The sequence below is a fragment of the Novosphingobium sp. MMS21-SN21R genome (assembly GCF_031846015.1).
In the GTDB taxonomy this organism is placed as follows: Bacteria; Pseudomonadota; Alphaproteobacteria; order Sphingomonadales; family Sphingomonadaceae; genus Novosphingobium.
This window is the reverse complement of the sequence record NZ_JAVRDU010000001.1, coordinates 1,972,932-1,993,211: the sequence shown is the minus strand read 5'-3', so window position 1 is coordinate 1,993,211 and position 20,280 is coordinate 1,972,932. Positions and strand designations below refer to the sequence as shown.

19 protein-coding genes are annotated in these 20,280 nt (G+C 61.4%); 12 read left to right on the top strand and 7 right to left on the bottom strand.

Annotation, left to right across the window (positions count from 1 at the left end; translation table 11 throughout):
• Nucleotides 1–2 precede the first annotated feature (2 nt).
• The 3 genes from RM192_RS09655 to purF form a co-directional block, all read right to left on the bottom strand.
• The gene (locus tag RM192_RS09655; RefSeq protein WP_311507325.1) at nucleotides 3–371 is read right to left on the bottom strand and encodes a PilZ domain-containing protein; all 369 of its coding nucleotides are present in this window, start codon (nucleotides 369–371) and stop codon (nucleotides 3–5) included.
• Nucleotides 372–463: 92 nt separating this feature from the next.
• Complete coding sequence (locus RM192_RS09650) at nucleotides 464–1,183, bottom strand: SDR family NAD(P)-dependent oxidoreductase (RefSeq protein WP_311507324.1); 720 nt, start codon at nucleotides 1,181–1,183, stop codon at nucleotides 464–466.
• The gene (purF, locus tag RM192_RS09645; RefSeq protein ID WP_311507323.1) at nucleotides 1,184–2,689 is read right to left on the bottom strand and encodes an amidophosphoribosyltransferase; all 1,506 of its coding nucleotides are present in this window, start codon (nucleotides 2,687–2,689) and stop codon (nucleotides 1,184–1,186) included. It abuts the gene before it with no gap.
• A 273-nt stretch (nucleotides 2,690–2,962) separates the two neighbouring features.
• Here purF and RM192_RS09640 point away from each other — a divergent pair, with 273 nt between their 5' ends.
• From RM192_RS09640 to RM192_RS09600, 9 genes are all read left to right on the top strand, one after another.
• The gene (locus RM192_RS09640) at nucleotides 2,963–3,859 is read left to right on the top strand and encodes an MASE1 domain-containing protein (RefSeq protein ID WP_311507322.1); all 897 of its coding nucleotides are present in this window, start codon (nucleotides 2,963–2,965) and stop codon (nucleotides 3,857–3,859) included.
• A gap of 90 nt (nucleotides 3,860–3,949) precedes the next feature.
• A complete protein-coding gene (locus tag RM192_RS09635) occupies nucleotides 3,950–5,191 on the top strand; it encodes a lipoprotein-releasing ABC transporter permease subunit (protein ID WP_311507321.1) in 1,242 nt (413 codons plus the stop codon).
• Nucleotides 5,184–5,873, top strand: coding sequence for an ABC transporter ATP-binding protein (locus tag RM192_RS09630; protein ID WP_311507320.1), 690 nt, complete (start codon nucleotides 5,184–5,186; stop codon nucleotides 5,871–5,873). The genes RM192_RS09635 and RM192_RS09630 overlap by 8 nt, the downstream gene beginning before the upstream one ends.
• Nucleotides 5,874–5,924: 51 nt before the next feature.
• Nucleotides 5,925–6,185: a hypothetical protein gene (locus RM192_RS09625; RefSeq protein WP_311507319.1), complete on the top strand. Its 261-nt coding sequence runs from the start codon at nucleotides 5,925–5,927 to the stop codon at nucleotides 6,183–6,185.
• A 75-nt stretch (nucleotides 6,186–6,260) separates the two neighbouring features.
• Entirely contained in the window at nucleotides 6,261–6,494 is a 234-nt protein-coding gene (locus RM192_RS09620; protein ID WP_311507318.1) for a hypothetical protein, read from the top strand.
• On the top strand, nucleotides 6,491–6,979 hold the full coding sequence (locus RM192_RS09615) for a glutathione peroxidase (protein WP_311507317.1): 489 nt from the start codon (nucleotides 6,491–6,493) through the stop codon (nucleotides 6,977–6,979). The genes RM192_RS09620 and RM192_RS09615 overlap by 4 nt, the downstream gene beginning before the upstream one ends.
• A 74-nt stretch (nucleotides 6,980–7,053) precedes the next feature.
• Nucleotides 7,054–10,644, top strand: coding sequence for a DNA polymerase III subunit alpha (dnaE, locus tag RM192_RS09610; RefSeq protein ID WP_311507316.1), 3,591 nt, complete (start codon nucleotides 7,054–7,056; stop codon nucleotides 10,642–10,644).
• 54 nt (nucleotides 10,645–10,698) lie between these two features.
• A complete protein-coding gene (locus RM192_RS09605; protein ID WP_311508605.1) occupies nucleotides 10,699–12,288 on the top strand; it encodes a long-chain fatty acid--CoA ligase in 1,590 nt (529 codons plus the stop codon).
• A gap of 1 nt (nucleotide 12,289) precedes the next feature.
• Nucleotides 12,290–12,700: a DUF1330 domain-containing protein gene (locus RM192_RS09600; RefSeq protein WP_311507315.1), complete on the top strand. Its 411-nt coding sequence runs from the start codon at nucleotides 12,290–12,292 to the stop codon at nucleotides 12,698–12,700.
• Here the strand turns inward: RM192_RS09600 and RM192_RS09595 are convergent.
• From RM192_RS09595 to RM192_RS09580, 4 genes are read right to left on the bottom strand one after another with little or no spacing between them, the layout of a single operon-like run.
• The gene (locus tag RM192_RS09595; RefSeq protein ID WP_311507314.1) at nucleotides 12,697–13,764 is read right to left on the bottom strand and encodes a PA0069 family radical SAM protein; all 1,068 of its coding nucleotides are present in this window, start codon (nucleotides 13,762–13,764) and stop codon (nucleotides 12,697–12,699) included. The two genes, RM192_RS09600 and RM192_RS09595, sit on opposite strands and share 4 nt — an antisense overlap.
• A gap of 52 nt (nucleotides 13,765–13,816) precedes the next feature.
• Complete coding sequence (gene moaB / locus RM192_RS09590) at nucleotides 13,817–14,344, bottom strand: molybdenum cofactor biosynthesis protein B (RefSeq protein WP_311507313.1); 528 nt, start codon at nucleotides 14,342–14,344, stop codon at nucleotides 13,817–13,819.
• A complete protein-coding gene (locus tag RM192_RS09585) occupies nucleotides 14,334–16,076 on the bottom strand; it encodes a lytic transglycosylase domain-containing protein (RefSeq protein WP_311508604.1) in 1,743 nt (580 codons plus the stop codon). Before RM192_RS09585 ends, moaB begins: the two co-directional genes overlap by 11 nt.
• A gap of 29 nt (nucleotides 16,077–16,105) precedes the next feature.
• Complete coding sequence (locus RM192_RS09580) at nucleotides 16,106–16,858, bottom strand: hypothetical protein (protein ID WP_311507312.1); 753 nt, start codon at nucleotides 16,856–16,858, stop codon at nucleotides 16,106–16,108.
• A 124-nt stretch (nucleotides 16,859–16,982) separates the two neighbouring features.
• Here RM192_RS09580 and RM192_RS09575 point away from each other — a divergent pair, with 124 nt between their 5' ends.
• The 3 genes from RM192_RS09575 to RM192_RS09565 are packed head-to-tail and all read left to right on the top strand — an operon-like array spanning nucleotide 16,983 to nucleotide 20,189.
• Nucleotides 16,983–18,632 carry an electron transfer flavoprotein-ubiquinone oxidoreductase gene (locus tag RM192_RS09575; protein WP_311507311.1) on the top strand — a complete coding sequence of 550 codons (1,650 nt, stop codon included), beginning with the start codon at nucleotides 16,983–16,985 and terminating at the stop codon, nucleotides 18,630–18,632.
• A 37-nt stretch (nucleotides 18,633–18,669) separates the two neighbouring features.
• Nucleotides 18,670–19,467: a 4-(cytidine 5'-diphospho)-2-C-methyl-D-erythritol kinase gene (locus tag RM192_RS09570; protein WP_311508603.1), complete on the top strand. Its 798-nt coding sequence runs from the start codon at nucleotides 18,670–18,672 to the stop codon at nucleotides 19,465–19,467.
• Nucleotides 19,464–20,189 carry an N-formylglutamate amidohydrolase gene (locus RM192_RS09565; protein ID WP_311507310.1) on the top strand — a complete coding sequence of 242 codons (726 nt, stop codon included), beginning with the start codon at nucleotides 19,464–19,466 and terminating at the stop codon, nucleotides 20,187–20,189. The genes RM192_RS09570 and RM192_RS09565 overlap by 4 nt, the downstream gene beginning before the upstream one ends.
• Nucleotides 20,190–20,280 lie beyond the last annotated feature (91 nt).

Sequence of the window (20,280 nt, the reverse complement as noted above, 5' to 3'; positions counted from 1 at the left end):
CATCAAACCCGCCTGAACACGCCGTCCCCACGGTAGCGTGCGAGGATGTTGTCGTGGACGATCGGACTGAGGAGCTTGGAGAAGGCACAACCCACCCGGCCGCTGTCCCACCATACGACGTCCGCCTGAAGCGCTTCCATGCCCGGCAGTGTCAGCCAGCAGCGATTGCCGGGAAACAGCCGTTGTAACGAATTGGCGCAGAAGCCGCTGAGGGATAGATCGGTGACGACGGTCTGGAATCCGCGCCCGCCGGAAGGACGAAGCGATGCAGGGATGTTGACGCGCAGGCGGGGTGCACAACGGTCTTCAAGCGCCGCCTGACCGTAGGTTCCGGTGTTCCAATCGCCCGTCGTATTGTCGGCAGTGCTCATCCGCAAACGCCCTCGACCCGTTATCGATCTACCCGTCAAGCCAAGCTGGCAGGATCGACCGAGAATCGCGTTTATGCGTTAATTCGGGATTATCAGGCGTGGTTAACCCGGAGCCGGTGCGGACTGGCAAACTGTTCACCAAGAAGTGCAATGATCCGATCGGCAACAACCTCGGGAGCCTTCACGCTTGCCGGGTCTTCACCCGGATAAGCCTTGGCGCGCATCTTGGTGCGTGTCGCTCCCGGATCGAGCACGCAGACCCGAATCGAGGAAGTATTGCGCACTTCCTGGCCATAGCAATCGAGCAAAGTGTCAAACGCTGCCTTGGATGAACCGTATGCGCCCCAGTAGGGACGCGGTGTTGCGCCGACACTGCTGGTTACGCCGATGACCCGGGCGTCCTTGCTCTTCCTGAGCATACCGTCAAATCCGGCAAGCAGGGCCTGCGTCGCCAGAACGTTCAGCGTCAACGCATTGTTGAACTCGCGCGGATCGATCTGCCACACCGGCGTCAGCGTGGGGAATGCGGCGGCGTTGATAACCAGCACGTCAAGCGCGTCCCAGCGTCCGCTTATGGCCGTGGCGAGCCGTGCTATGCCGTCAGCTTCGGCAAGATCGACCGGGGCAATCGTGGCATTGCCGCCAGCGTCGAAGATTTCCTGTTCAATCTTCTCGAGGTCCTTGGCTGCGCGCGCCACAAGGATTACGTGCGCGCCTTGCGCAGCCAGCGCCTTGGCCGTGGCTGCGCCGATCCCGCGGCTTGCCCCGGTGACCAGCGCGAGCTGGCCGGACAACGGACCGCCGTCAGCCATTCAAGCGACCTTTTCGACCGAGAACGAGAGTTGATCGGGATTTTCCCGATCAGCAAGGTCGGTCAGACGGGTCGGGTATTCGCCGGTAAAGCAGGCATCGCAATATTGCGGGCAAGCACCGTTACGCTGCGGTTCGCCCACGGCGCGGTAAAGGCCGTCGATGGAGACGAACGCAAGGCTGTCAGCGTGGATGAACTCGGCCATGGCGGCAACGTCCATGCGCGCTGCGAGCAGCTTGGAGCGCTCGGGCGTGTCCACTCCGTAAAAGCACGAATGCTCGGTCGGCGGGCTGGCGATCCGCATGTGCACTTCAGCCGCGCCTGCATCGCGCATCATCTGCACAATCTTGAGGCTGGTGGTGCCGCGCACGATGGAATCGTCGATGAGCACGATACGCTTGCCGGCAACAAGCGCGCGGTTGGCGTTGTGCTTGCGCTTCACGTCAGCATTGCGGGCGCCGTCCGAAGGCTGGATGAACGTGCGGCCGACATAGTGTGAGCGGATGATGCCCAGCTCGAACGGGATGCCCGACTGCTGGGCGTAGCCAAGCGCTGCCGGCACGCCGCTGTCAGGCACGGGAATCACCAGATCGGCGTCGGCAGGGCTTTCGATTGCCAGCTGCGCGCCGATCTCCTTGCGCACCTGATAGACGGAATTGCCACCCATGACCGAATCCGGGCGGCTGAAATAAACATGCTCGAAGATACACGGGCGCGCATTCGGCTTGCCGAACGGTCGGTGACTGCTGAGGTTGCCGTCCAGATCGACCTGTACGAGTTCGCCGGGTTCGATTTCGCGGAGGAAATCGGCGCCGACCACGTCGAGTGCAACAGTTTCGGAGGCGAAAACGACGGCATCGCCCATCTTGCCCATCACCAGCGGACGAATGCCGAGGGGATCACGGCATGCAATCATGCCCTCTGGCGTCATGCAGATCAGCGAGTATGCGCCTTCGACCAGACGCAGCGCATCGACGAAGCGATCCAGCAAGGTGGGGTAGCGGCTCGTCGCAACAAGGTGAATGATCACCTCGGTGTCCGATGTAGACTGGAAGATCGCACCCTTGCGGACCAGGTCGTGCTTCAGGAACATCGCATTCGAGATGTTGCCGTTGTGAGCGATGGAGAAACCGCCCGAAGCCAGATCCGCAAACAGAGGCTGCACATTACGAAGGCCCGCGCCGCCTGTGGTGGAATAGCGCACGTGGCCGGACGCCATGGTGCCGGGCAATTCGGCAATCGCCGAGCCGGTCGAGAAGTTGGCCGCGACATGGCCGATGCCCTTGCGCGAATAGAACTCCTGACCATCGAAGCTGGTGATGCCCACCGCCTCCTGTCCGCGGTGCTGCAAGGCATGAAGGCCAAGCGCGACTGTCGCCGCAGCGTCACGTACGCCCAGTACGCCAAAGATGCCGCACTCTTCGCGCAGCTTGTCCCCATCGGCATCGTCCGGGTCGAACCCGATGTCCCAAGGCGTGGAGTCGGGCAATTGGTTCTGTGAAGTCATGGGTCCCCATGGACTCGCGTGGGCGCGGAGGCGCCGGTCAAACGTGGCGCCCAAATGGCGACGTTTGAGCCCAATGGCAAGTGCAAGCTTCGGAACAATGCGGCGTATGCCCTTGGGGCAACAGCGCCTACCACGAGAAGAACCGGCGGCGATGCTCCCAAAACGACCGTTTGCATTGATACACGGACGCTTGGAGGAAGAATTTAACTATCTTCGTTCATGCAAGGGATGATGCGGCTGTTCAAGTGCCTTTCCAGTCCTGTTGGGGTCGGGTTGACGTTCTTTGTCCTTGCGGCGGTGACAGTCAGCTTTTCCCGCTTTTCGGGCGGTCTGGCCATGGTTTGGGTGGCCAATGCGCTTCTGGCTGGCAGGCTCGTGGTAACGCCGGAACGGCTATGGCGACCCTGGCTGGCATCTTGTGGCATCGCCAGCGCACTCGCAACCGGCCTGTTCGGGCTCGGGTGGTTTGCAGCCATACCGATGGCAATCGTGAATGTCGCCGAGGCTGTCGCGGCCGGACTGCTGATGCGGCGCATATCCATCGCCTTCTGGCCAGATGATACGCTCGAATGGATCGCAGGCTATTACATCGGTATCGGGCTGATCATTCCCTTGGCCAGCGGCGGCGTTGCGACATTGGTCGCAACGTTCACCAGCAACGTCGATTCGATCGATAATTTCACGCACTGGATCATCGGGCATTCGCTGGGGCTGATGGCTTGTCTCCCAGTGTTTCGCTTCATCTATTGGCGTGCATCGCGCGGGCGCAGTTTTCTGCCGAGTGCCCAAACCTGGCAGACTGCAGTAATGGTCCTCGGTTCCTTCGCCTTGTTGACTGCAGGCGTGTTCGTTTTCGACATGCGGCCATTGCTGGTCTTCCCGTTGTTATTCCTGGTGGTTGGAGCTGCGGTTCTCGACGAGGCCATGATCGCAGCGATGCCAGTCCTGCTGATCGCGATTGGTGGAACGATGACTGCGCTTGGCCTTGGCCCTATCGCGCAAATGGACTTCGCTTTTGGCGACCGTATCCAGTTCTTCCAGCTCTACGTTGGGATTACGGTGCTGGCCGGGCTTCCCGTATCGTGCGAACGCTCTCGCCGCATCGCGGAAATCCAGCGAATGCAGGAAAGGCTTCAACGGCTTGAAGGTCTGGAACCTTCGCGCTTCTGAGTCATTGCCGTTTGCCGCGCATCGCCCTACATCCGGAGCGTTACGTCTAGGCGGGCCGCACTGGCCAGATCGCTTCCAAAGGGCTGCTGCTTGATCCTGTCACCATTTGAATGGACCATCGCCAAGCGTTATATGCTGCCGGGGCGAGGAGAGGCGTTCATCGCGCTGGTCGCCGGAATCAGCCTCGCTGCTGTCATGCTGGGCGTTGCCGCGCTTGTCATCGTGATGAGCGTGATGAACGGTTTCCGCGCCGAACTGCTCGATAAGATCGTTGGCCTTAACGGTCATGCGATCATTCAGGCCTATGGCGGGCGGCTCGATAATTGGCAGGATATTCTCAGGCGCGTTCAGGAAACGCCCGGTGTTACCCATGCCTCGCCGCTGATCGAACAGCCGCTGCTCGCCAGCTTCAATGGCCGGGTCGAGGCTATCCTCGTGCGCGGCAACACCGCAGCGGATATCAAGCGCCTTGAGGACAAGCGTGTCGATGGCGTGATTGCGGGCCTCCGTCCCGGCTCCAACAACGTGGCATTGGGCGCGCGGCTTGCCGAAAATCTCGGCGCCCGGGTGGGTGACACCATCACGATCATCAACCCGCAAGGCCGCTCGACTCCGTTCGGAACCGTGCCCCGCGAAATCGCCTATACAGTCTCGGCGCTGTTCGAAGTGGGCGTCTATGACTATGATCAGGCCTATGTCGTCATGCCCATCCAGGACGCGCAGACGCTGCTCCTGACCGGCGACACCATCGGCATGATCGAGGTTTCGACGACAGACGCCGACACGGTAATGGACACGCTCGGGCCGTTGAAAAAAGAACTCGCCGGGCAGGCCGTGATCACCGACTGGAAGACGATCAACGCCAGCCTGTTCGAGGCGTTGGCGGTCGAACGGGTGGCAATGTTCATCGTATTGTCGATCATCGTGCTGGTCGCCGTGTTCAACATCCTGTCGTCGCTGATCATGCTCGTCCGCGCCAAGACCCGCGACATCGCGATCCTGCGCACGATGGGTGCGACGCGAAAGTCGCTGCTCAAGGTGTTCGTTACTATCGGCTTCGTTATCGGCGCGCTGGGCACGATGTCCGGTCTGGTGCTGGGCTTCATCTTCCTGTTTTTCCGTCAGCCCATCGTCAACGCGATCCAGTTCGTGACCGGGCAGAACCTGTGGGACCCGTCTATCCGCTTCCTCACCGAATTGCCGAGCCGGTCCGATCCGGTCGAGATCGCCACGATCAGTCTGATGGCGTTGCTGTTTAGCTTCCTCGCAACGCTTTACCCGGCGATGAAAGCGGCGAGTACCGATCCTGTGCAGGTCTTGCGTTATGAATGATCCCATCGCCGACACCCCGGTCGTTCGCCTGCGCGAACTCCGCCGTTCGTTCAGCCAAGGCGGGGTGACCATCGACGTCCTGCGCGGCGTAAACCTTGAAATCCGCCCCGGCGAGATCGTGGCGCTGCTCGGACCGTCTGGGTCAGGCAAATCAACGATGCTTCAGGCTATCGGGCTGCTGGAGGGTGGTTTTTCCGGTCTGATCGAGATCGCAGGCACCGATGCCTCAAAGCTTTCCGGAGACGACCGGACCGCCTTGCGCCGCGATCACCTCGGCTTTGTTTACCAGTTCCATCACCTCCTGCCCGATTTCAACGCGCTGGAGAACGTGGTCCTGCCGCAGCTTGTCGCTGGAACAGACCGCAGCCTCGCCGATGCCCGCGCAACCGAACTGCTTTCGGCGCTCGGTCTTGCCAAGCGTCTGGATCACCGGCCCAGCCAGCTATCCGGCGGTGAACAACAGCGCGTGGCAGTGGCGCGCGCGCTGGCAAATCGGCCCGAACTCGTGCTCGCTGACGAGCCTACGGGCAATCTCGATGAGGCGACCGCAGATCGGGTGCTGGAGGAATTCCTCAAGCTCGTGCGCGGTGAGGGCAGTTCGGCGCTGATCGCCACCCACAACGAACGTCTGGCCTTGCGGATGGATCGGGTTGTACGCCTGCACGAAGGTGTTCTCGGCTAGGGATACGACAGCATCCTTATGCGTTTCATCGCAAAAGGAGATCGTATTCCCATGAACACCACGATCCGCGCTGAAACCGCAGACACCGCGTTCTGGCAGGACCATGCCACCATTTTGCGCCGCGAGGCCGCAGATGGGGTCTTCCATGGCTTTGCGTCGCTGCATTCCGGCTCTTTTGCCGACATGGTGCTACTATTCACGCGGCTATCGGATAGCGACCGTGCCGGGATGGTCATAGAGAAGTCCGGGGACCGCCAGTATTCTCCGCTGGAAATTGCCGCGCTTGCCCGACGCTCGGACTTTCCCGCCTGAACCGCAAAATTCCGTGTTTACCGTTGATCCTCTTCCCTTGTCGTGCGACGACTTGAGCCGACAAGGGGAGTAAACATGTCCGCTCTTGACTGGAATGCCGAAGCAACGCTGCACGAACGCGATGATGCTGGCTCTGAAATGCAATACAATTTCAACGTTTTGCGCAAAGCGCCCTTGCGTGATCTGGTGACGCAGGTCGTCGCTATGACCGTTGATGAACGGGCGCGTCTTGTAATCGACGTGGCTGGCGGAAAATCGCTTAACGTCGCCGAGATTCTTGAACTGGCCAAGGCGGAAGGTCTGGCATGACAGTCCCTCGCACCATCGGTGATTTCAAGGCGAGGAAGCCCAACGGGGAGGTGATCGACCTAGCCGACAAACAGGGCAAGGTCCTGCTGGTCGTCAACACCGCGTCCAAGTGCGGGTTCACCCCCCAATACGACGGCCTTGAAGACCTGTGGAAGCGCTATGGAAAGAGCGGCTTCGAAGTACTGGCGTTCCCGTGCAACCAGTTCGGCGCGCAGGAACCGGGCAGTGCAGATGAGATCGAGAGCTTTTGCAAGGTCAACTTCGGCCTGAGCTTCCCGCTGATGGCCAAGATCGAAGTCAATGGTTCTGGCGCCGACCCGCTTTACGACTGGCTCAAGAGCGAGGCGCCGGGCGTTCTGGGCACCAAGGCGATCAAATGGAACTTCACAAAGTTCCTGATCGACCGCGATGGCAAGGTCGTGCGGCGATATTCCCCGACCGACAAGCCTGCAAGCATCGCCAAGGATATCGAAAAGCTGCTCTGATCCTGTAATTCAGGTCGGGGGAAAAATGGGCCGCGCCTCTCGAAAGAGCGTGGCCTTTTGCTTACCTTGGCAAGATGCCCCACGCTTCCTTCGTTCCGCTCCGCATCTTCTCGTCATATACGATGCTCGACGGGGCTGTGGACCCCAAGGCGATTGCCAAGACGGCGGCTGAACGGGGGTTTCCGGCAGCGGCAATCACAGACCGTAACGGCCTTTATGGCAGCGTCGCCTATGCCAAGGCGTGCAAGGATATAGGCGTGCAGCCGGTCATCGGCACGATGCTTGCCGTTGCGCGCCCGGACCGGGATGGCGCGGCCACCGGTTTCGGTCCGGCGCAGCCGACAATCGACTGGCTGGCGCTCTATGCGCAGGACACCACCGGCTATGATAACTTATGCCACCTGGTCAGTCGCGCACATCTTGACCGGCCCCTGGAATTCTCGCCACACGTGGTGCTGGCGGATCTCGTCGGCCATACCGACGGTCTGCTGTGCCTGACCGCGGCGAGCGAGGGTGCGCTGACGCAGTTGCTGGGCGGCGGTCAGGACAGCGCGGCGGCGTCTTATGCCGATCGATTGCAGGAACTCTTCCCGGACCGGCTCTATATCGAACTCGCCCGGCGCAGCGACCAGATCGAGGAAGCCGCTGAAGCTGCGCTCATTGAACTGGCCTATGCCCGCAATCTGCCGCTGGTCGCCACCAATCCCGCCTGCTTTGCCGAACGCGGCTTCTATGAAGCCCACGACGCTATGCTCTGCATCGCCAGCTCCACGCATGTCGACAGCACTGATCGCCCGCGTTCCAGCAAGGAATGGTGGATCAAGCCCGCTGCGGTGATGGAGGAACTGTTCAAGGATCTGCCAGAGGCCTTGGCCAACACCTTGGTCGTGGCACAGCGCTGTGCGGTGATGCCGCCCAAGCGCAAGCCGATCCTGCCAAGCCTCGCCGGCGATCAGGAAGGCGAGGCGCGGATGTGCGCAGCGGACAGTCGCAAGGGCCTCGTCCTGCGACTCCAGCCATACTATCCCGAAGCCACGCATGAGGAACTTGAGCGGGTTCTTTGCCTCGGACCTGACGTGGAGCCGGATGCGGCCGAGTACCCTCATCTTGCGGTTGCAGGCGTTTGGGATGAAGTCCTCGGCTATCGCGCGCGTCTGGAATTCGAAGTCGGCATCATCAACCGCATGGGCTTCGGCGGATACTTCCTGATCGTCGCAGACTTCATCAAGTGGGCCAAGGATCAGGGTATTCCCGTGGGGCCTGGCCGTGGTTCGGGCGCTGGCTCGCTGGTGGCTTGGGCGCTGACCATCACCGATCTCGATCCGATCAAGCTCGGCCTGCTGTTCGAACGCTTCCTCAATCCGGAACGCGTTTCGATGCCGGACTTCGATATCGACTTCTGCGAAACCCGGCGGGGCGAGGTTATCCGTTACGTCCAGCGGAAATACGGGCTGGATCACGTTGCCCAGATCATAACTTTCGGCAAGCTGAAGGCCCGCGCCGTGCTGCGCGATACCGGCCGCATCCTGCAGATGAGCTATGGCCAGACCGACCGGCTCTGCAAGATGGTGCCAAACCATCCGACCGATCCTTGGCCATTGCCGCGCGCGCTGAACGGCGTACTGGAACTCAAGCGTGAATATGACCGCGATCCCGAGGTCAAGCGACTGATCGACCTTGCGATGCAGCTCGAAGGTCTGCCGCGCAACAGCTCTACCCACGCAGCAGGCGTGGTGATCGGCGACCGTCCGCTGGCGCAACTGGTCCCGCTTTACCGTGATCCGCGCTCGGACATGCCGGTCACGCAGTTCGACATGAAGCATGTCGAAGACGCCGGCCTCGTCAAGTTCGACTTCCTCGGCCTCAAAACCCTCTCAGTCCTGCGCAAGGCGGTGGACCTGTTGGGCAAGCGCCAGATCGAGATCGATCTGTCGGCGCTCGCCTGGGATGATGAACAGACCTACAAGCTGCTGCAATCAGGCGATACCGTCGGCGTGTTCCAGCTCGAATCCGAAGGCATGCGGCGCACGCTGGCGGCGGTGAAGCCGACCAACTTCGGCGATATCATCGCGCTCGTATCGCTTTACCGTCCAGGTCCGATGGACAACATCCCGCTGTTTGGTCGCCGCAAGAACGGGCTGGAAGCGATTGAATACCCGCATGAAAAGCTCGCGGGCATCCTGTCCGAAACCTACGGGATCTTCGTCTACCAGGAACAGGTCATGCAGGCCGCGCAGATCCTGGCGGGCTATTCGCTGGGCGACGCCGACCTTCTGCGCCGCGCCATGGGCAAGAAGGACCAGAAGGAAATGGACGCGCAGCGCCAGCGGTTCGCCGATGGGTGCAAGACCATTTCCGGTATTGAAAAGGGCAAGGCCAACGAACTGTTCGATTTGATCGACAAGTTCGCAGGCTACGGCTTCAACAAGTCGCACGCCGCGGCATACGCACTGCTCGCCTACCAGACGGCGTGGCTCAAGACGCACTATCCACACGAGTTCTATGCAGCCTCAATGTGCTTCGACATGCATCAGTCGGAAAAACTGTCGGTGTTCGTCGATGATATGCGCCGCAACGGCGTGGCGCTGGCCGGACCGGACATCAACCATTCGGTGGCTGAGTTCACCGTTGAGCGCACCCACGACGGATATGCAGTGCGCTACGCTCTGGCTGGCCTGCGCAACGTCGGTGAAAAGGCGATGGAACAGATCGTCGAGGAGCGCGAGGCCAAGGGTGCGTACACCTCGCTGGACGACCTGTTCCGCCGTATTCCCGCAGGTTCGATGAACCGGCGTCAGCTTGAAGCACTTGCCGCTGGCGGGGCTCTCGATTGCATCGAGCCGAACCGGGCACAGGTGATTGCCAATGCCGAACTGTTGATGGCCGTGGCCGACGAAGCAGCGCGGTCGCGCACATCGGGGCAGGGCGGGCTGTTTGGTGGTGACGATCACGCCGTTCCGGCCACGCGGCTTGCCGAAACAAGGCAGTGGTCGCGTTCAGATCAGATGACAGCGGAGCGTGAGAACTTCGGTTTCTACTTTGCCGCGCATCCGGTGGAGGAGTACCGGGCTGTCGCCTCGGCTAATGGTGCGCGGACTTTCGGCAGTCTCGTCACCGGAACAGGCGAGCCGGGTGGGCGCTCCGCTGCCGTCATGGCCGCGCTCGTCGAGAACGTGCAGAAGCGCAAGACGAAGAAGGGCAAAGACTTCGTCATGGCCGATTTCTCCGACAGTTCCGGCCTGTTCTCAGCCTCGTGCTTCGAAGAAAGCTTGGTAGAGCCGTTCCAGCAGTGGGTGCGCGAGGGGACCTGCGTGTTGCTCAATGTCGAGTTGGACCGGCCTAATCCGGATGAAGCGCCGCGAGTGACGGTGCGCGGGGCAAGGCCGCTCGCGTCGGTTACGAGCGCATCGCGGATGCAGCTCAAGCTGGAAGTGTCGCGTCCCGAAGCCATTGCTGAACTGGCCTTGCTCCTGCCTCGCGGTGGCGATTCCAAGGGAGAAGTGCTGGCGCGGCTTAAGACTGGCGGGCCGAAAGAGCCGTTGGTCCGGCTCGGCAATGATTTCAAACTCGACAGTGACTTAATCGAACGATTGATTCCTATAGAAGGGCTTGCCAATGTGGCGTTGAGCGCAAAGCCGGAAAGGCATCTGCGCCTCGTCGAATAAACATAAGAGTTGGAGAGAGATGTGACCGGGCAGCCAAGACCGCCACTGGGCGCGATGCAGGACTGGAAGCTGCGGGTGACCCAGCTGATCGACCACGCCGCCCGGGAGCATGGCGCCCGCGAGATCGTCAGCCATTGGGCCGACGGGACCGAAACGCGCACAAACTGGGCCGGAATTCGCCACGATGCATTGCGCATGACCCAGGCTTTGCGCCGGATAGGCGTGCAGTCTACCGACCGGATTGCCACGCTAGCGATGAACCACCATCGTCATCTCGTCAGCTGGTATGGGGCAGTCGGCGCAGGCGGAATCCTGCACACGCTCAATCCGCGCCTGTTCGACGATCAGCTCGAATATATCGTCAACCATGCCGAAGACCGCGTGATGCTGTTCGACAGGCAATGGGCGCCCATCGTCGAACGGATGAGGTCGCGCTGGCCCACAGTCGAGCACTACATCTGCTACGACAGCAGCGAGCCTGCGCTGCATTTCGAGGAATGGATTGGTCAGGAGGACGGCCAGACGGAATGGGCAGACGGGGACGAGCGCGACCCTTGCATGCTTTGCTACACCAGCGGCACCACCGGCAACCCCAAGGGCGTGCTTTACGAACACCGCTCGACCATGCTCCATGCGTTGAGTTCGATCACGCCACCGATTTTCGGTATGGACTGCCGCACCGTCATGCTGCCAATCGTGCCGATGTTCCACGCAGCAAGCTGGGGCCTGCCTTGGGCAGGCGCGGCGGCGGGCGCCAAGTTCGTCTATTCGGCAGTGAACGATGGCGCAGTCCTGTGTGATCTCATGAACCGCGAGAAGGTTACCGCGTCGGCCGGCGTCCCGACAGTATGGCTGGCGCTGTTGCAGCACGTTGATGCTACGGGAAGCGAGATCCCTCCCACGCTCCAAACCGTCGTGTGTGGGGGCTCGGCCATGCCACGTGCAATGATCGAGCGATTCATGCGCAAGGGTATCCGCGTTGCCCATGCCTGGGGCATGACCGAAACGTCGCCCATCGGCACAACCGGGGCAGAGACCTGGAACTGGGACGAGCTTTCATTCGATGAGCAGGTTACGGTCAAAGCCATGCAAGGGCGACCGCCGTTCGGTGTCGAAATCCGCTGCGTCGATCTGGATGATCAAGAAAAGGTCATTCTGCGCGATGGCAAGACGTCCGGTGCCTTGCAGGTGCGCGGTCCCTGGGTCGTCAAGCGCTACTTCAAGGCCGAACATGACGCGGTGGGTGCGGACCAATGGTTCGATACCGGTGACGTGGCAGTCATTCATCCCGATGGAACCCTGCAACTGACCGACCGGACGAAGGACGTGATCAAATCTGGCGGCGAATGGATCAGCTCGGTCGAGCTCGAAAATGCCGCCATTGGCCATCCCGCTGTGGCCGAGGCTGCGGCAATAGGAGTCTGTCATCCCAAGTGGGACGAAAGACCGCTGCTTGTGGTGGTAAAAAAGCCCGGCGTGAACGTGTCGCAGGAAGAATTACGCACGTTTCTGCAGGGTCACGTCGCCAAATGGTGGGTGCCCGATGCCGTAGCATTCGTCGATGCGATCCCGCACACCGGCACTGGCAAGATCAGCAAGAAAGACCTGCGCGAACAGTTCCGCGACTATGCATGGGGGGCCTGAAGTGGGTGGAAGTTATATTGACCCGAGCCGCGACAACTTTGATCGGTTCAAGGCCCTGCCGCGCGACCGGCCCATCCACATGCTCAACCTGATCAAGTTCAAGGACGTGGCGGACTACCCCGAAGGACACGTGAAGCACGGTCAAGGACTGTCAGGCCGTGAAGCCTATGCACTCTACATCAATGGTTTCCAGGCACTGGTAGCGGGTTCGGGAGCCGCAATGGTCTGGGAAGCGCCGATGGAATGCGTGGTCACCGGGCCGCAAGGCGAGTGGGATGAGGCCTTCGTCATGGGCTATCCCGATGCGCAATCGTTTTTTGCCATGGTGAAAGACGAGGTCTATGCCCGCGATGTCCTGCCGCACCGGACCGCTGCCGTGGCTGACAGCAGGCTGATCCGGTTCCGGGGTTAGAACAGGTCGAGCTGCCCGTTCCGACTCGGCTTCCTGAATAGGGAGGCATCAAGGTCAACTTCGGCCTTGCCGATACCCAACCTCTTGCAGGCTATGCGGAAGCGGCTGCGAAAAAGGTCTGCCCAGACGCCTTTCGGCTTCATGCGCGTGAAAAAGGCAGGATCGTTGTCACGGCCGGACCGCACTGACTGCACGATTCCCATGACTTTCCTGGCGCGGTCAGGGAAATGCGTTTCAAGCCATTCCCTGAACAGTGGTGCCACTTCGTGCGGCAAACGAAGCATGATCCAGCTGGCGGACGTAACCCCGCGCGCTGCAGCCTGTTCAAGAATGCTCTCGAGGAATTCGTCGGTGATGGAGGGGATAACCGGTGCAACCGAAACGTGTGACGGAACCCCAGCTGCCACGAGTTGCGCGAGCGCATAGAGCCGCTTTGCCGGAGAAGACGCCCGTGGTTCCAGCAACCCGGATAAGCGCGCATCGAATGTCGTGACAGATATCCCGACAGCGGTGAGCTTCAGGCGGGCGAGTTCGGTGAGTAGGTCAAGATCGTCCAAGACGCGCGCGGATTTGGTGGTGATCGTGACAGGGTGGCGCAACTCGAGGCATAGTTCGAGCACGCTGCGTGTTATCCGGTAGCGCTCTTCAATCGGTTGATAGGGATCGGTGTTGGTGCCCATGGCGATTGGCGCTGGGAGGTATCCGGGCTTCGCAAGCGTTTCGCGCAAAAGCTTTGCCGCGTCAGGCTTGGCGAACAGCTTGGTTTCGAAATCGAGGCCCGGCGACAGGTCGTGAAATGCATGCGAGGGTCGGGCATAGCAATAGATGCAGCCATGTTCGCAGCCTCGATAGGCATTGACCGAGCGGTCGAACGGAACGTCCGGTGATCTGTTGAATGTCAGGATCGATCGGGGATGCTCGACGGTAACCGTTGTGCGCAGCTTCGCTCCCGGACCATCGATATCGTGACGTTCGTCTAGCCAATCTCGATCGTCCTCGCGTTCTGCGAGGCCGAACCGGGTTGGCACGGCGCCCGTTGATGCTCCTCTGCCGTGAATTGCCATGACAGTATTGGAACATAAAAAGAACAAAAACGCAAGCTGCGCCGGACGTGGACTACTTTTCCAGCAGCCTCGGCATCAGTTCGACGAAGTTGCAGGGACGGTTGCGGCTGTCTAGCTGCTCGGCCAGAATGCCGTCCCAACCGTCCTTTACTGCACCATTCGATCCCGGCAGCGCGAAGATATAAGTTCCGCGCGCGACCACGGCACAGGCGCGGGACTGGATGGTGCTGGTGCCAATCGTCTTGTAGCTGAGCCAGCGGAACAATTCACCAAAGCCGGGAATGTCGCGCGTCTTGACGCGGTCAAGCGCCTCGGGCGTTACATCGCGGCCCGTCAGTCCCGTTCCGCCAGTGATGACAACGGCATCGACCGAACGGTCGTCGATCCAGTTGTTGAGGCGGCTGGCGATGCGGTCGGCATCGTCCTTTTCAAGCGCGCGCGCTGCCAGCTTGTGGCCTGCCGCTTTTACGCGTTCCGCGAGGATATCGCCGGACGTGTCTTCATCCGGGCCGCGCGTGTCGGATACGGTCAGCAACGCAATGTTGATCGGCTTGAACGTCCGCGAAGTATCAATTGCCACGCGACGCGATCCTGACGTTGTCTGCCCCGGAAAGTCCGGGGAACTTGGGCCACATGCCCTGTACGAGGCCGAGGCGACTTTCGGACGGACCGCCCGCCTGGCGTTCATACATCCAGTAATTGCGCATCACGATGGAAACATAACCGCGCGTTTCCCAATAGGGAATCGATTCCATCCAGAGCAGCGGGTCATTGCCGCCGCGTATCTCGGAGTTCCACCGCGAAATGGGGAGGGGGCCGGCATTATAGGCGGCCATGACCTTGGGAAGCAGCCCCTGCGTTGCGTCTGAATCGCGCAGTTGCTGGAGGTATTGCTGGCCAAACGCCAGATTGACATCGGGCAAGTCCAGTTGGCGGTCACGCCCCGACATCAAAGGGTCGACCCGGGCCATGTCACGCGCAGTGCCTGGCCGCACCTGCATCAGTCCCTTCGCGCCAGCCGGGCTGGTCACCGCCGTGCGGAAGTTCGATTCCTGAAGCGAATGGGCAAAGAGCAGCGCCGGATCGACCTTCCAGCCGGTTGCCGGAACCCACTTTGGTGCCGGGAACCGCGCGGATGCATCAGGCCGAGCACCCGCCGGCGCGTTATAGGCCATCCAGAGCTGGGTCGAGGGCAACCCAAGGTCACGCGCAAGGCGGGAGAGCGGCGCATATTGCTGCGGCTCGCCGATGCGCGCCTGATAGCGCAAAACTTCGTCCGCCAGCCCGTCCTCGCCGATCTCAGCGAGTTGCACGGCCATGCGAATATTGGGAACGTTGCGCAGTGTCTGCCAGTCGCCCGACGAGAAATCGGGCGCAGCGGCGGGTTGGCTGTCACGCAGCCCGAGCGCTTCGGATGCCATCATGCCGTAAAGCGTTTCGCCGAACCGTGCAGCAGAACGCAGCGCTGCGGAAACCTTCTCGGGCTTGCGGCAGCGGACCCAGGCGCGGCTTGCCCAATAGTGGGCGGCTGATGCGAGTTCGTCGTTGTGGGCCGAAGTGGCGGTCTTCTCGAACGCGTCGGCGGCAGACAGACAGTCGCCGAGACGCCAACTGGCAAGGCCTGCCGTCCAGTAGGCTTCCGAAACCCACGGACCGGTACCCTCGGCAGCGGTCAGCGCGATGGCACGAGCGGTGGCGTCGTCGTTCTCGATGTAGAACGCCCAGCCGATCTTCTGCCGCCATTCGGCGCGGGCATCGGGCGATAGCGTGGCGTCAACACCGTCAAGCAGCACCCGGGCACCGACTGGATCGTCGAGCTTTATCCGTTCTGCGATGGCATCGGCAACCGCAACCGGCATCGTGCCATCGCTGATCGAGCGGGGGCGAATGCGCTTGGTCACGTTGGGAAGAGCGATCAGTCGCTGTGCTTGCGGCAAGACCGGAACCTCGCTCGCACCCCGCTTCAGTGCGAGCCGGCCGAGTTGTTCGGCCCATGGGAGGTCGGGCGCGCTGCCCAGCACTTGAGTCAGCGATCCAAGCTCTGCCTTGGGCGAGGTGGCGGCGAGCATATATTGCGAGCGGGCCACCGTGTGCAGCGGACCATCGCTGCGCTGGGTGAACAGCATCTGGACTTGCGCCCAGTCCTCACGCTCGATCGCGCCGAATAACGACTTGTAATAGCTGCGGTCGTCCTGGCTGAGCAGTGAGGGAACCGCCGTACGGTCGGCGCGGCCGCGGAAATAGTCCGCAGCTGCGCTGTTGGCCTGTGCCGGCATGGCTGTCACGGCGGCAGCGGATGCCACCAGCGCCATCAGCGTGCTTCGTGCAACGCGAGCGAGTGTCACTCTAATGTCCCCGTCCAATCGAGCCAGCGGCTCCAGAACCCTGCCTTGAGAGCAGGGCGAGCCAGCATGGCGTCGAGATCCCAAGCCGGCATGACGGCCATACCTGCAGTCTCTTGATTAATTGCACGTAAACCGTGAGCCAAATTCGTTGGATCGTGTCCAAGAAGCGCTGAAACGCCCGACGCTCCAAGGATCAGGAGGCGTTTGGGCGCGGCAAGCGCAATGTGATGCAGCAGCACATCGCCGATGCCGACTGCACCCAGAGCCTGCCAATCGGGCATGGGGACATGCGCGGGAAGAGCGGATGCGAGGTAGGTCTGCGCCTTGTCGATGGCCATGGCGGATAGCATGGCGTCAAGAAGGCGGCCTGCTCGTCCGCTCAGCAGGGCATCGCCATCGTCGGCTGCGGGCATCGGTACGAGCACCATGAGTTCGGCCTGTGCCGCTCCGATCGGGGGCAGTCGTCGCAGACCCGCCGGGGCGAGTGCACCTTCGGCGAGCCACCATGGCGAGAAGTCTGCCAGCGCCTGCGGCCAGTTTTCCTTTGTGCCGACCGTCACGGTGGGCACCGAATCGGCCGCGGGAGGCAGGTCGCGCAGTGGCTTCATCGCTGGTGCAGGCGCTTGCTCCTTGGCGCGCCGTGCTTCTGCCAGCCAATCCTGTGGCTCGTCGACGAAAGTGCCATCGAGACCCGCGTCACGCCACCAGGCCATTGCTGCCGTCAGCGAAGTGCTCCAGTCGGTGGTCATGGCATCAGCGGTGTCGGGCAACCTGTGAATCCTCACAATCAGATTTGCGGTCTTGACCTTCACGGTGGCCTCTTTCAAGGCGGAAAGCGAATTCGAATGCGCAATTAGCCGGGAGTGCAGGGGCATGAGCGAACGGGAATCGATGCCATATGACGTCGTCATCGTCGGTGGCGGACCAGCTGGGCTGGCGGCTTCGATCAGGCTGAAACAGGTCAATCCCGAACTTTCGGTCTGCGTGCTCGAAAAGGGTTCGGAAATCGGCGCACACATTCTGTCGGGTGCGGTTGTCGATCCCAAGGCTCTGGACGAACTCCTGCCTGAATGGCGGACGCAGGGCTGCCCGATGGCGGAAACCCCGGTGACCGACAATTGGCACTGGGTCCTGACCAAGACCGGCAAGATGAGCATTCCGCACTGGCCGATGCCTCCGTTCATGTCGAACCATGGCAACTACACGGGCAGCCTCGGCAACCTGTGTCGCTGGCTTTCGGAGCAGGCGATGGAACTCGGCGTCGAAATCTTCCCCGGATTCGCTGCTGCCGAAGTGCTGTTCGACGAAAATGGCGCGGTCATGGGTGTTGCTACTGGCGACATGGGCGTAGCCAAGGACGGTTCGAAGAAGGGCGATTATCAGCCAGGCATGGAATTGCACGCCAAGTACACGCTTTTTGCCGAAGGCGCCCGCGGGCATCTGACCAAGCGTTTGAAGGCGCACTACGATCTTGAGCGCGACTGCGAACCGCAGGTCTATGGTATCGGCATCAAGGAACTGTGGGACATCGATCCCGAAAAGCACGTGCAGGGCCGCGTGCTGCACACGCAGGGCTGGCCGCTTTCGGAATCGAACTCGTGGGGCGGCGGCTTCCTCTACCACCAATCGAACAACCAGGTCGCGCTCGGCTTCGTCACCGCGCTCGATTACGCAAACCCTTACGTTTATCCGTTCGAGGAGTTCCAGCGCTGGAAGCAGCATCCGGCGATCCGCGAGATCCTCGAAGGTGGCCGCCGCGTGTCTTATGGTGCGCGCGCGATCAACGAGGGTGGCTGGCAGTCAGTGCCGCGGCTGTCGTTCCCCGGCGGGGCGCTGATCGGGTGTTCTGCGGGCTTCGTCAACGTGCCGCGCATCAAAGGCAGCCACACCGCGATGAAGAGCGGAATGCTGGCCGCAGAATCCATCGTGGCCGCGATTGCGGCAGGCCGCGAGAAGGACGACATGACCGAATACGATGCAGCCGTCCGTGACAGCTGGATCGCCACTGAACTCAAGAAGGTGCAGAACGCCCAGCCGCTCGTCGCAAAGTTCGGCGGCGAACTCGGAACGGTGCTGGCGGGCGCCGACATGTGGCTGCGCACGATTGGCGGCTTCGGGATCTGGAAGCCGATGAAGCATCACAAGGATGCCGAGGCCACCCAGCGCGCGGACCTCTACAAGCCGATAACTTATCCCAAGCCCGACGGCGTGATCACGTTCGACCGCCTCACCAGCGTTTCGTTCTCCTATACCAACCACGAGGAGGACCAGCCGTGCCACCTCGTGCTCAAGGATCCGACTGTCCCCACGCGGATAAACCTGCCGATCTATGCGGGGCCGGAAGCGCGCTATTGCCCGGCGGGTGTCTATGAATATATCGGCGTCGAGGAAGGCAATCCGCGCCTCCAGATCAACGCGCAGAATTGTGTCCACTGCAAGACCTGCGACATCAAGGACATGACCCAGAACATCGAATGGGTAACTCCTGAAGGCGGCGGCGGACCGAACTACCCGAATATGTGAGCAAAGTTCCTCCCCGGAACGGGGAGGGGGAGGAATGATGCGCGAAACCGCCTATGCCAAGATCAATCTTGCTCTCCATGTCCGGCGGCGCAGGGACGATGGCTATCACGAACTGGAGACGGTATTCGCGTTTGTCGACGCGGGCGATGAGCTTGCGGCGGCGCCTGCGTCGCAGGATAGTCTTCGCGTTACCGGCGAGTTCGGTGGCGCGCTCATCGATCCATTCGGCAATATCATAGCTAAGGCACTCACCGGACTGCCGCACGGGCCGGGGTGGGCGGTTACGCTGGAGAAGAACCTGCCGGTTGCTGCGGGCTTGGGCGGCGGATCGGCGGATGCTGGCGCCGTGTTTCGCATGGTGCGCGACGCATATGGGCTTCCAGCGGATTGGCAGGCGCGAGCGGCGAAACTTGGCGCGGACGTTCCGGCTTGCGTAGAAAGCCGCGCTTGTATCGGACGCGGGACGGGCACGGAACTTGAACCGGTCGATGGCGATCTGGCTGGTTGTCCCGTACTCCTGGTCAACCCGCGGATACCGCTTGCAACTGGCCCGGTGTTCAAGGGCTGGGATGGTATCGACCGAGGTCCCCTGGAGGGTACGAACGTGCGGGAAATCGCCCTTAATGGCCGCAATGACCTCGAACCAGCCGCCCTGCAACTCGTGCCGCAGATTGCTGACGTGTTGGACACCCTGCGCAAGACCGGCGCGTGGCTAGTGCGAATGTCAGGCTCGGGCGCGACTTGCTTCGCACTGTTCGATACGCCGGATCAGCTGGAGGAAGCGAAAGCCGCCGTTCCTTCCGCCTGGTGGACACTGGCAGGAGCGCTGCGATGAGCGAGGCGTGGCGGCTCATCGGAACACCAAGGTTTGGCGGCATCCTCGTGGTCTCCGACCACGCCTCGAAGCGCGTACCAGATGATATCGATCTCGGTATCGACCCGGCGCTGCTCAGCCAGCACATCGCGGTCGACATCGGTGTCGCTGCCGTTGGTGAAATGATGGCTCAAAGGCCCGGCATCGCCGCGTTTCAGGGCAACGTCAGCCGCCTCGTCTGTGATTTCAACCGCGACGAACATCTGCCGACAGTCGTCCCCATCGCCAGCGACGGCCACGCCATTCCCGGCAACGCACTGGATCACGCAGGCCACGAGGCCCGGCTTGCCCGGTTCTTCCGTCCCTATCACGATGCGCTCGAGGCGCTGCTTGCCGACATTCCGCAAGCGCTGATCCTGTCGCTGCACAGTTTCACACCGCACCTTGCATCAAGTGACGAACCTCGCCCATGGCACGTCGGCGTGCTCTACAACGTGGATGATCGCGCCGCCCGCATCGCCATTCCTATGCTGGAAGCCGACGGACTGTGCGTGGGTGACCAACTGCCCTATTCTGGCAAGCTGCTCAACGCCACGATGAACCGCCATGCAGAGGCCGACGGCCGCCCATATCTAGGCATTGAAGTTCGGCAGGATCTGATCGCCACACCTGAAGGTCAGTCGAAGTGGTCCGAACGCCTGGCCCGAATAGCCAATCAGGTTGCGATTGAAATCAGCGGGTAAATTCCTGCGTCTCGCTTTGCTGACCTGGTTGTAATTAATACTTTCGACAATGGTTGCCGCATTGGGTTAGGGGGCTGATTAAGTCGCCCAT

Coding starts and splice junctions, on each gene's coding strand:
- RM192_RS09655 (WP_311507325.1), bottom strand. CDS start 371: ATGAGCACTGCCGACAATACGACGGGCGATTGGAACACCGGAACCTAC.
- RM192_RS09650 (WP_311507324.1), bottom strand. CDS start 1,183: ATGGCTGACGGCGGTCCGTTGTCCGGCCAGCTCGCGCTGGTCACCGGG.
- purF (WP_311507323.1), bottom strand. CDS start 2,689: ATGACTTCACAGAACCAATTGCCCGACTCCACGCCTTGGGACATCGGG.
- RM192_RS09630 (WP_311507320.1), top strand. CDS start 5,184: ATGAATGATCCCATCGCCGACACCCCGGTCGTTCGCCTGCGCGAACTC.
- RM192_RS09625 (WP_311507319.1), top strand. CDS start 5,925: ATGAACACCACGATCCGCGCTGAAACCGCAGACACCGCGTTCTGGCAG.
- RM192_RS09620 (WP_311507318.1), top strand. CDS start 6,261: ATGTCCGCTCTTGACTGGAATGCCGAAGCAACGCTGCACGAACGCGAT.
- RM192_RS09615 (WP_311507317.1), top strand. CDS start 6,491: ATGACAGTCCCTCGCACCATCGGTGATTTCAAGGCGAGGAAGCCCAAC.
- dnaE (WP_311507316.1), top strand. CDS start 7,054: ATGCCCCACGCTTCCTTCGTTCCGCTCCGCATCTTCTCGTCATATACG.
- RM192_RS09605 (WP_311508605.1), top strand. CDS start 10,699: ATGCAGGACTGGAAGCTGCGGGTGACCCAGCTGATCGACCACGCCGCC.
- RM192_RS09595 (WP_311507314.1), bottom strand. CDS start 13,764: ATGGCAATTCACGGCAGAGGAGCATCAACGGGCGCCGTGCCAACCCGG.
- RM192_RS09585 (WP_311508604.1), bottom strand. CDS start 16,076: ATGGCGCTGGTGGCATCCGCTGCCGCCGTGACAGCCATGCCGGCACAG.
- RM192_RS09580 (WP_311507312.1), bottom strand. CDS start 16,858: ATGACCACCGACTGGAGCACTTCGCTGACGGCAGCAATGGCCTGGTGG.
- RM192_RS09575 (WP_311507311.1), top strand. CDS start 16,983: ATGAGCGAACGGGAATCGATGCCATATGACGTCGTCATCGTCGGTGGC.
- RM192_RS09570 (WP_311508603.1), top strand. CDS start 18,670: ATGCGCGAAACCGCCTATGCCAAGATCAATCTTGCTCTCCATGTCCGG.
- RM192_RS09565 (WP_311507310.1), top strand. CDS start 19,464: ATGAGCGAGGCGTGGCGGCTCATCGGAACACCAAGGTTTGGCGGCATC.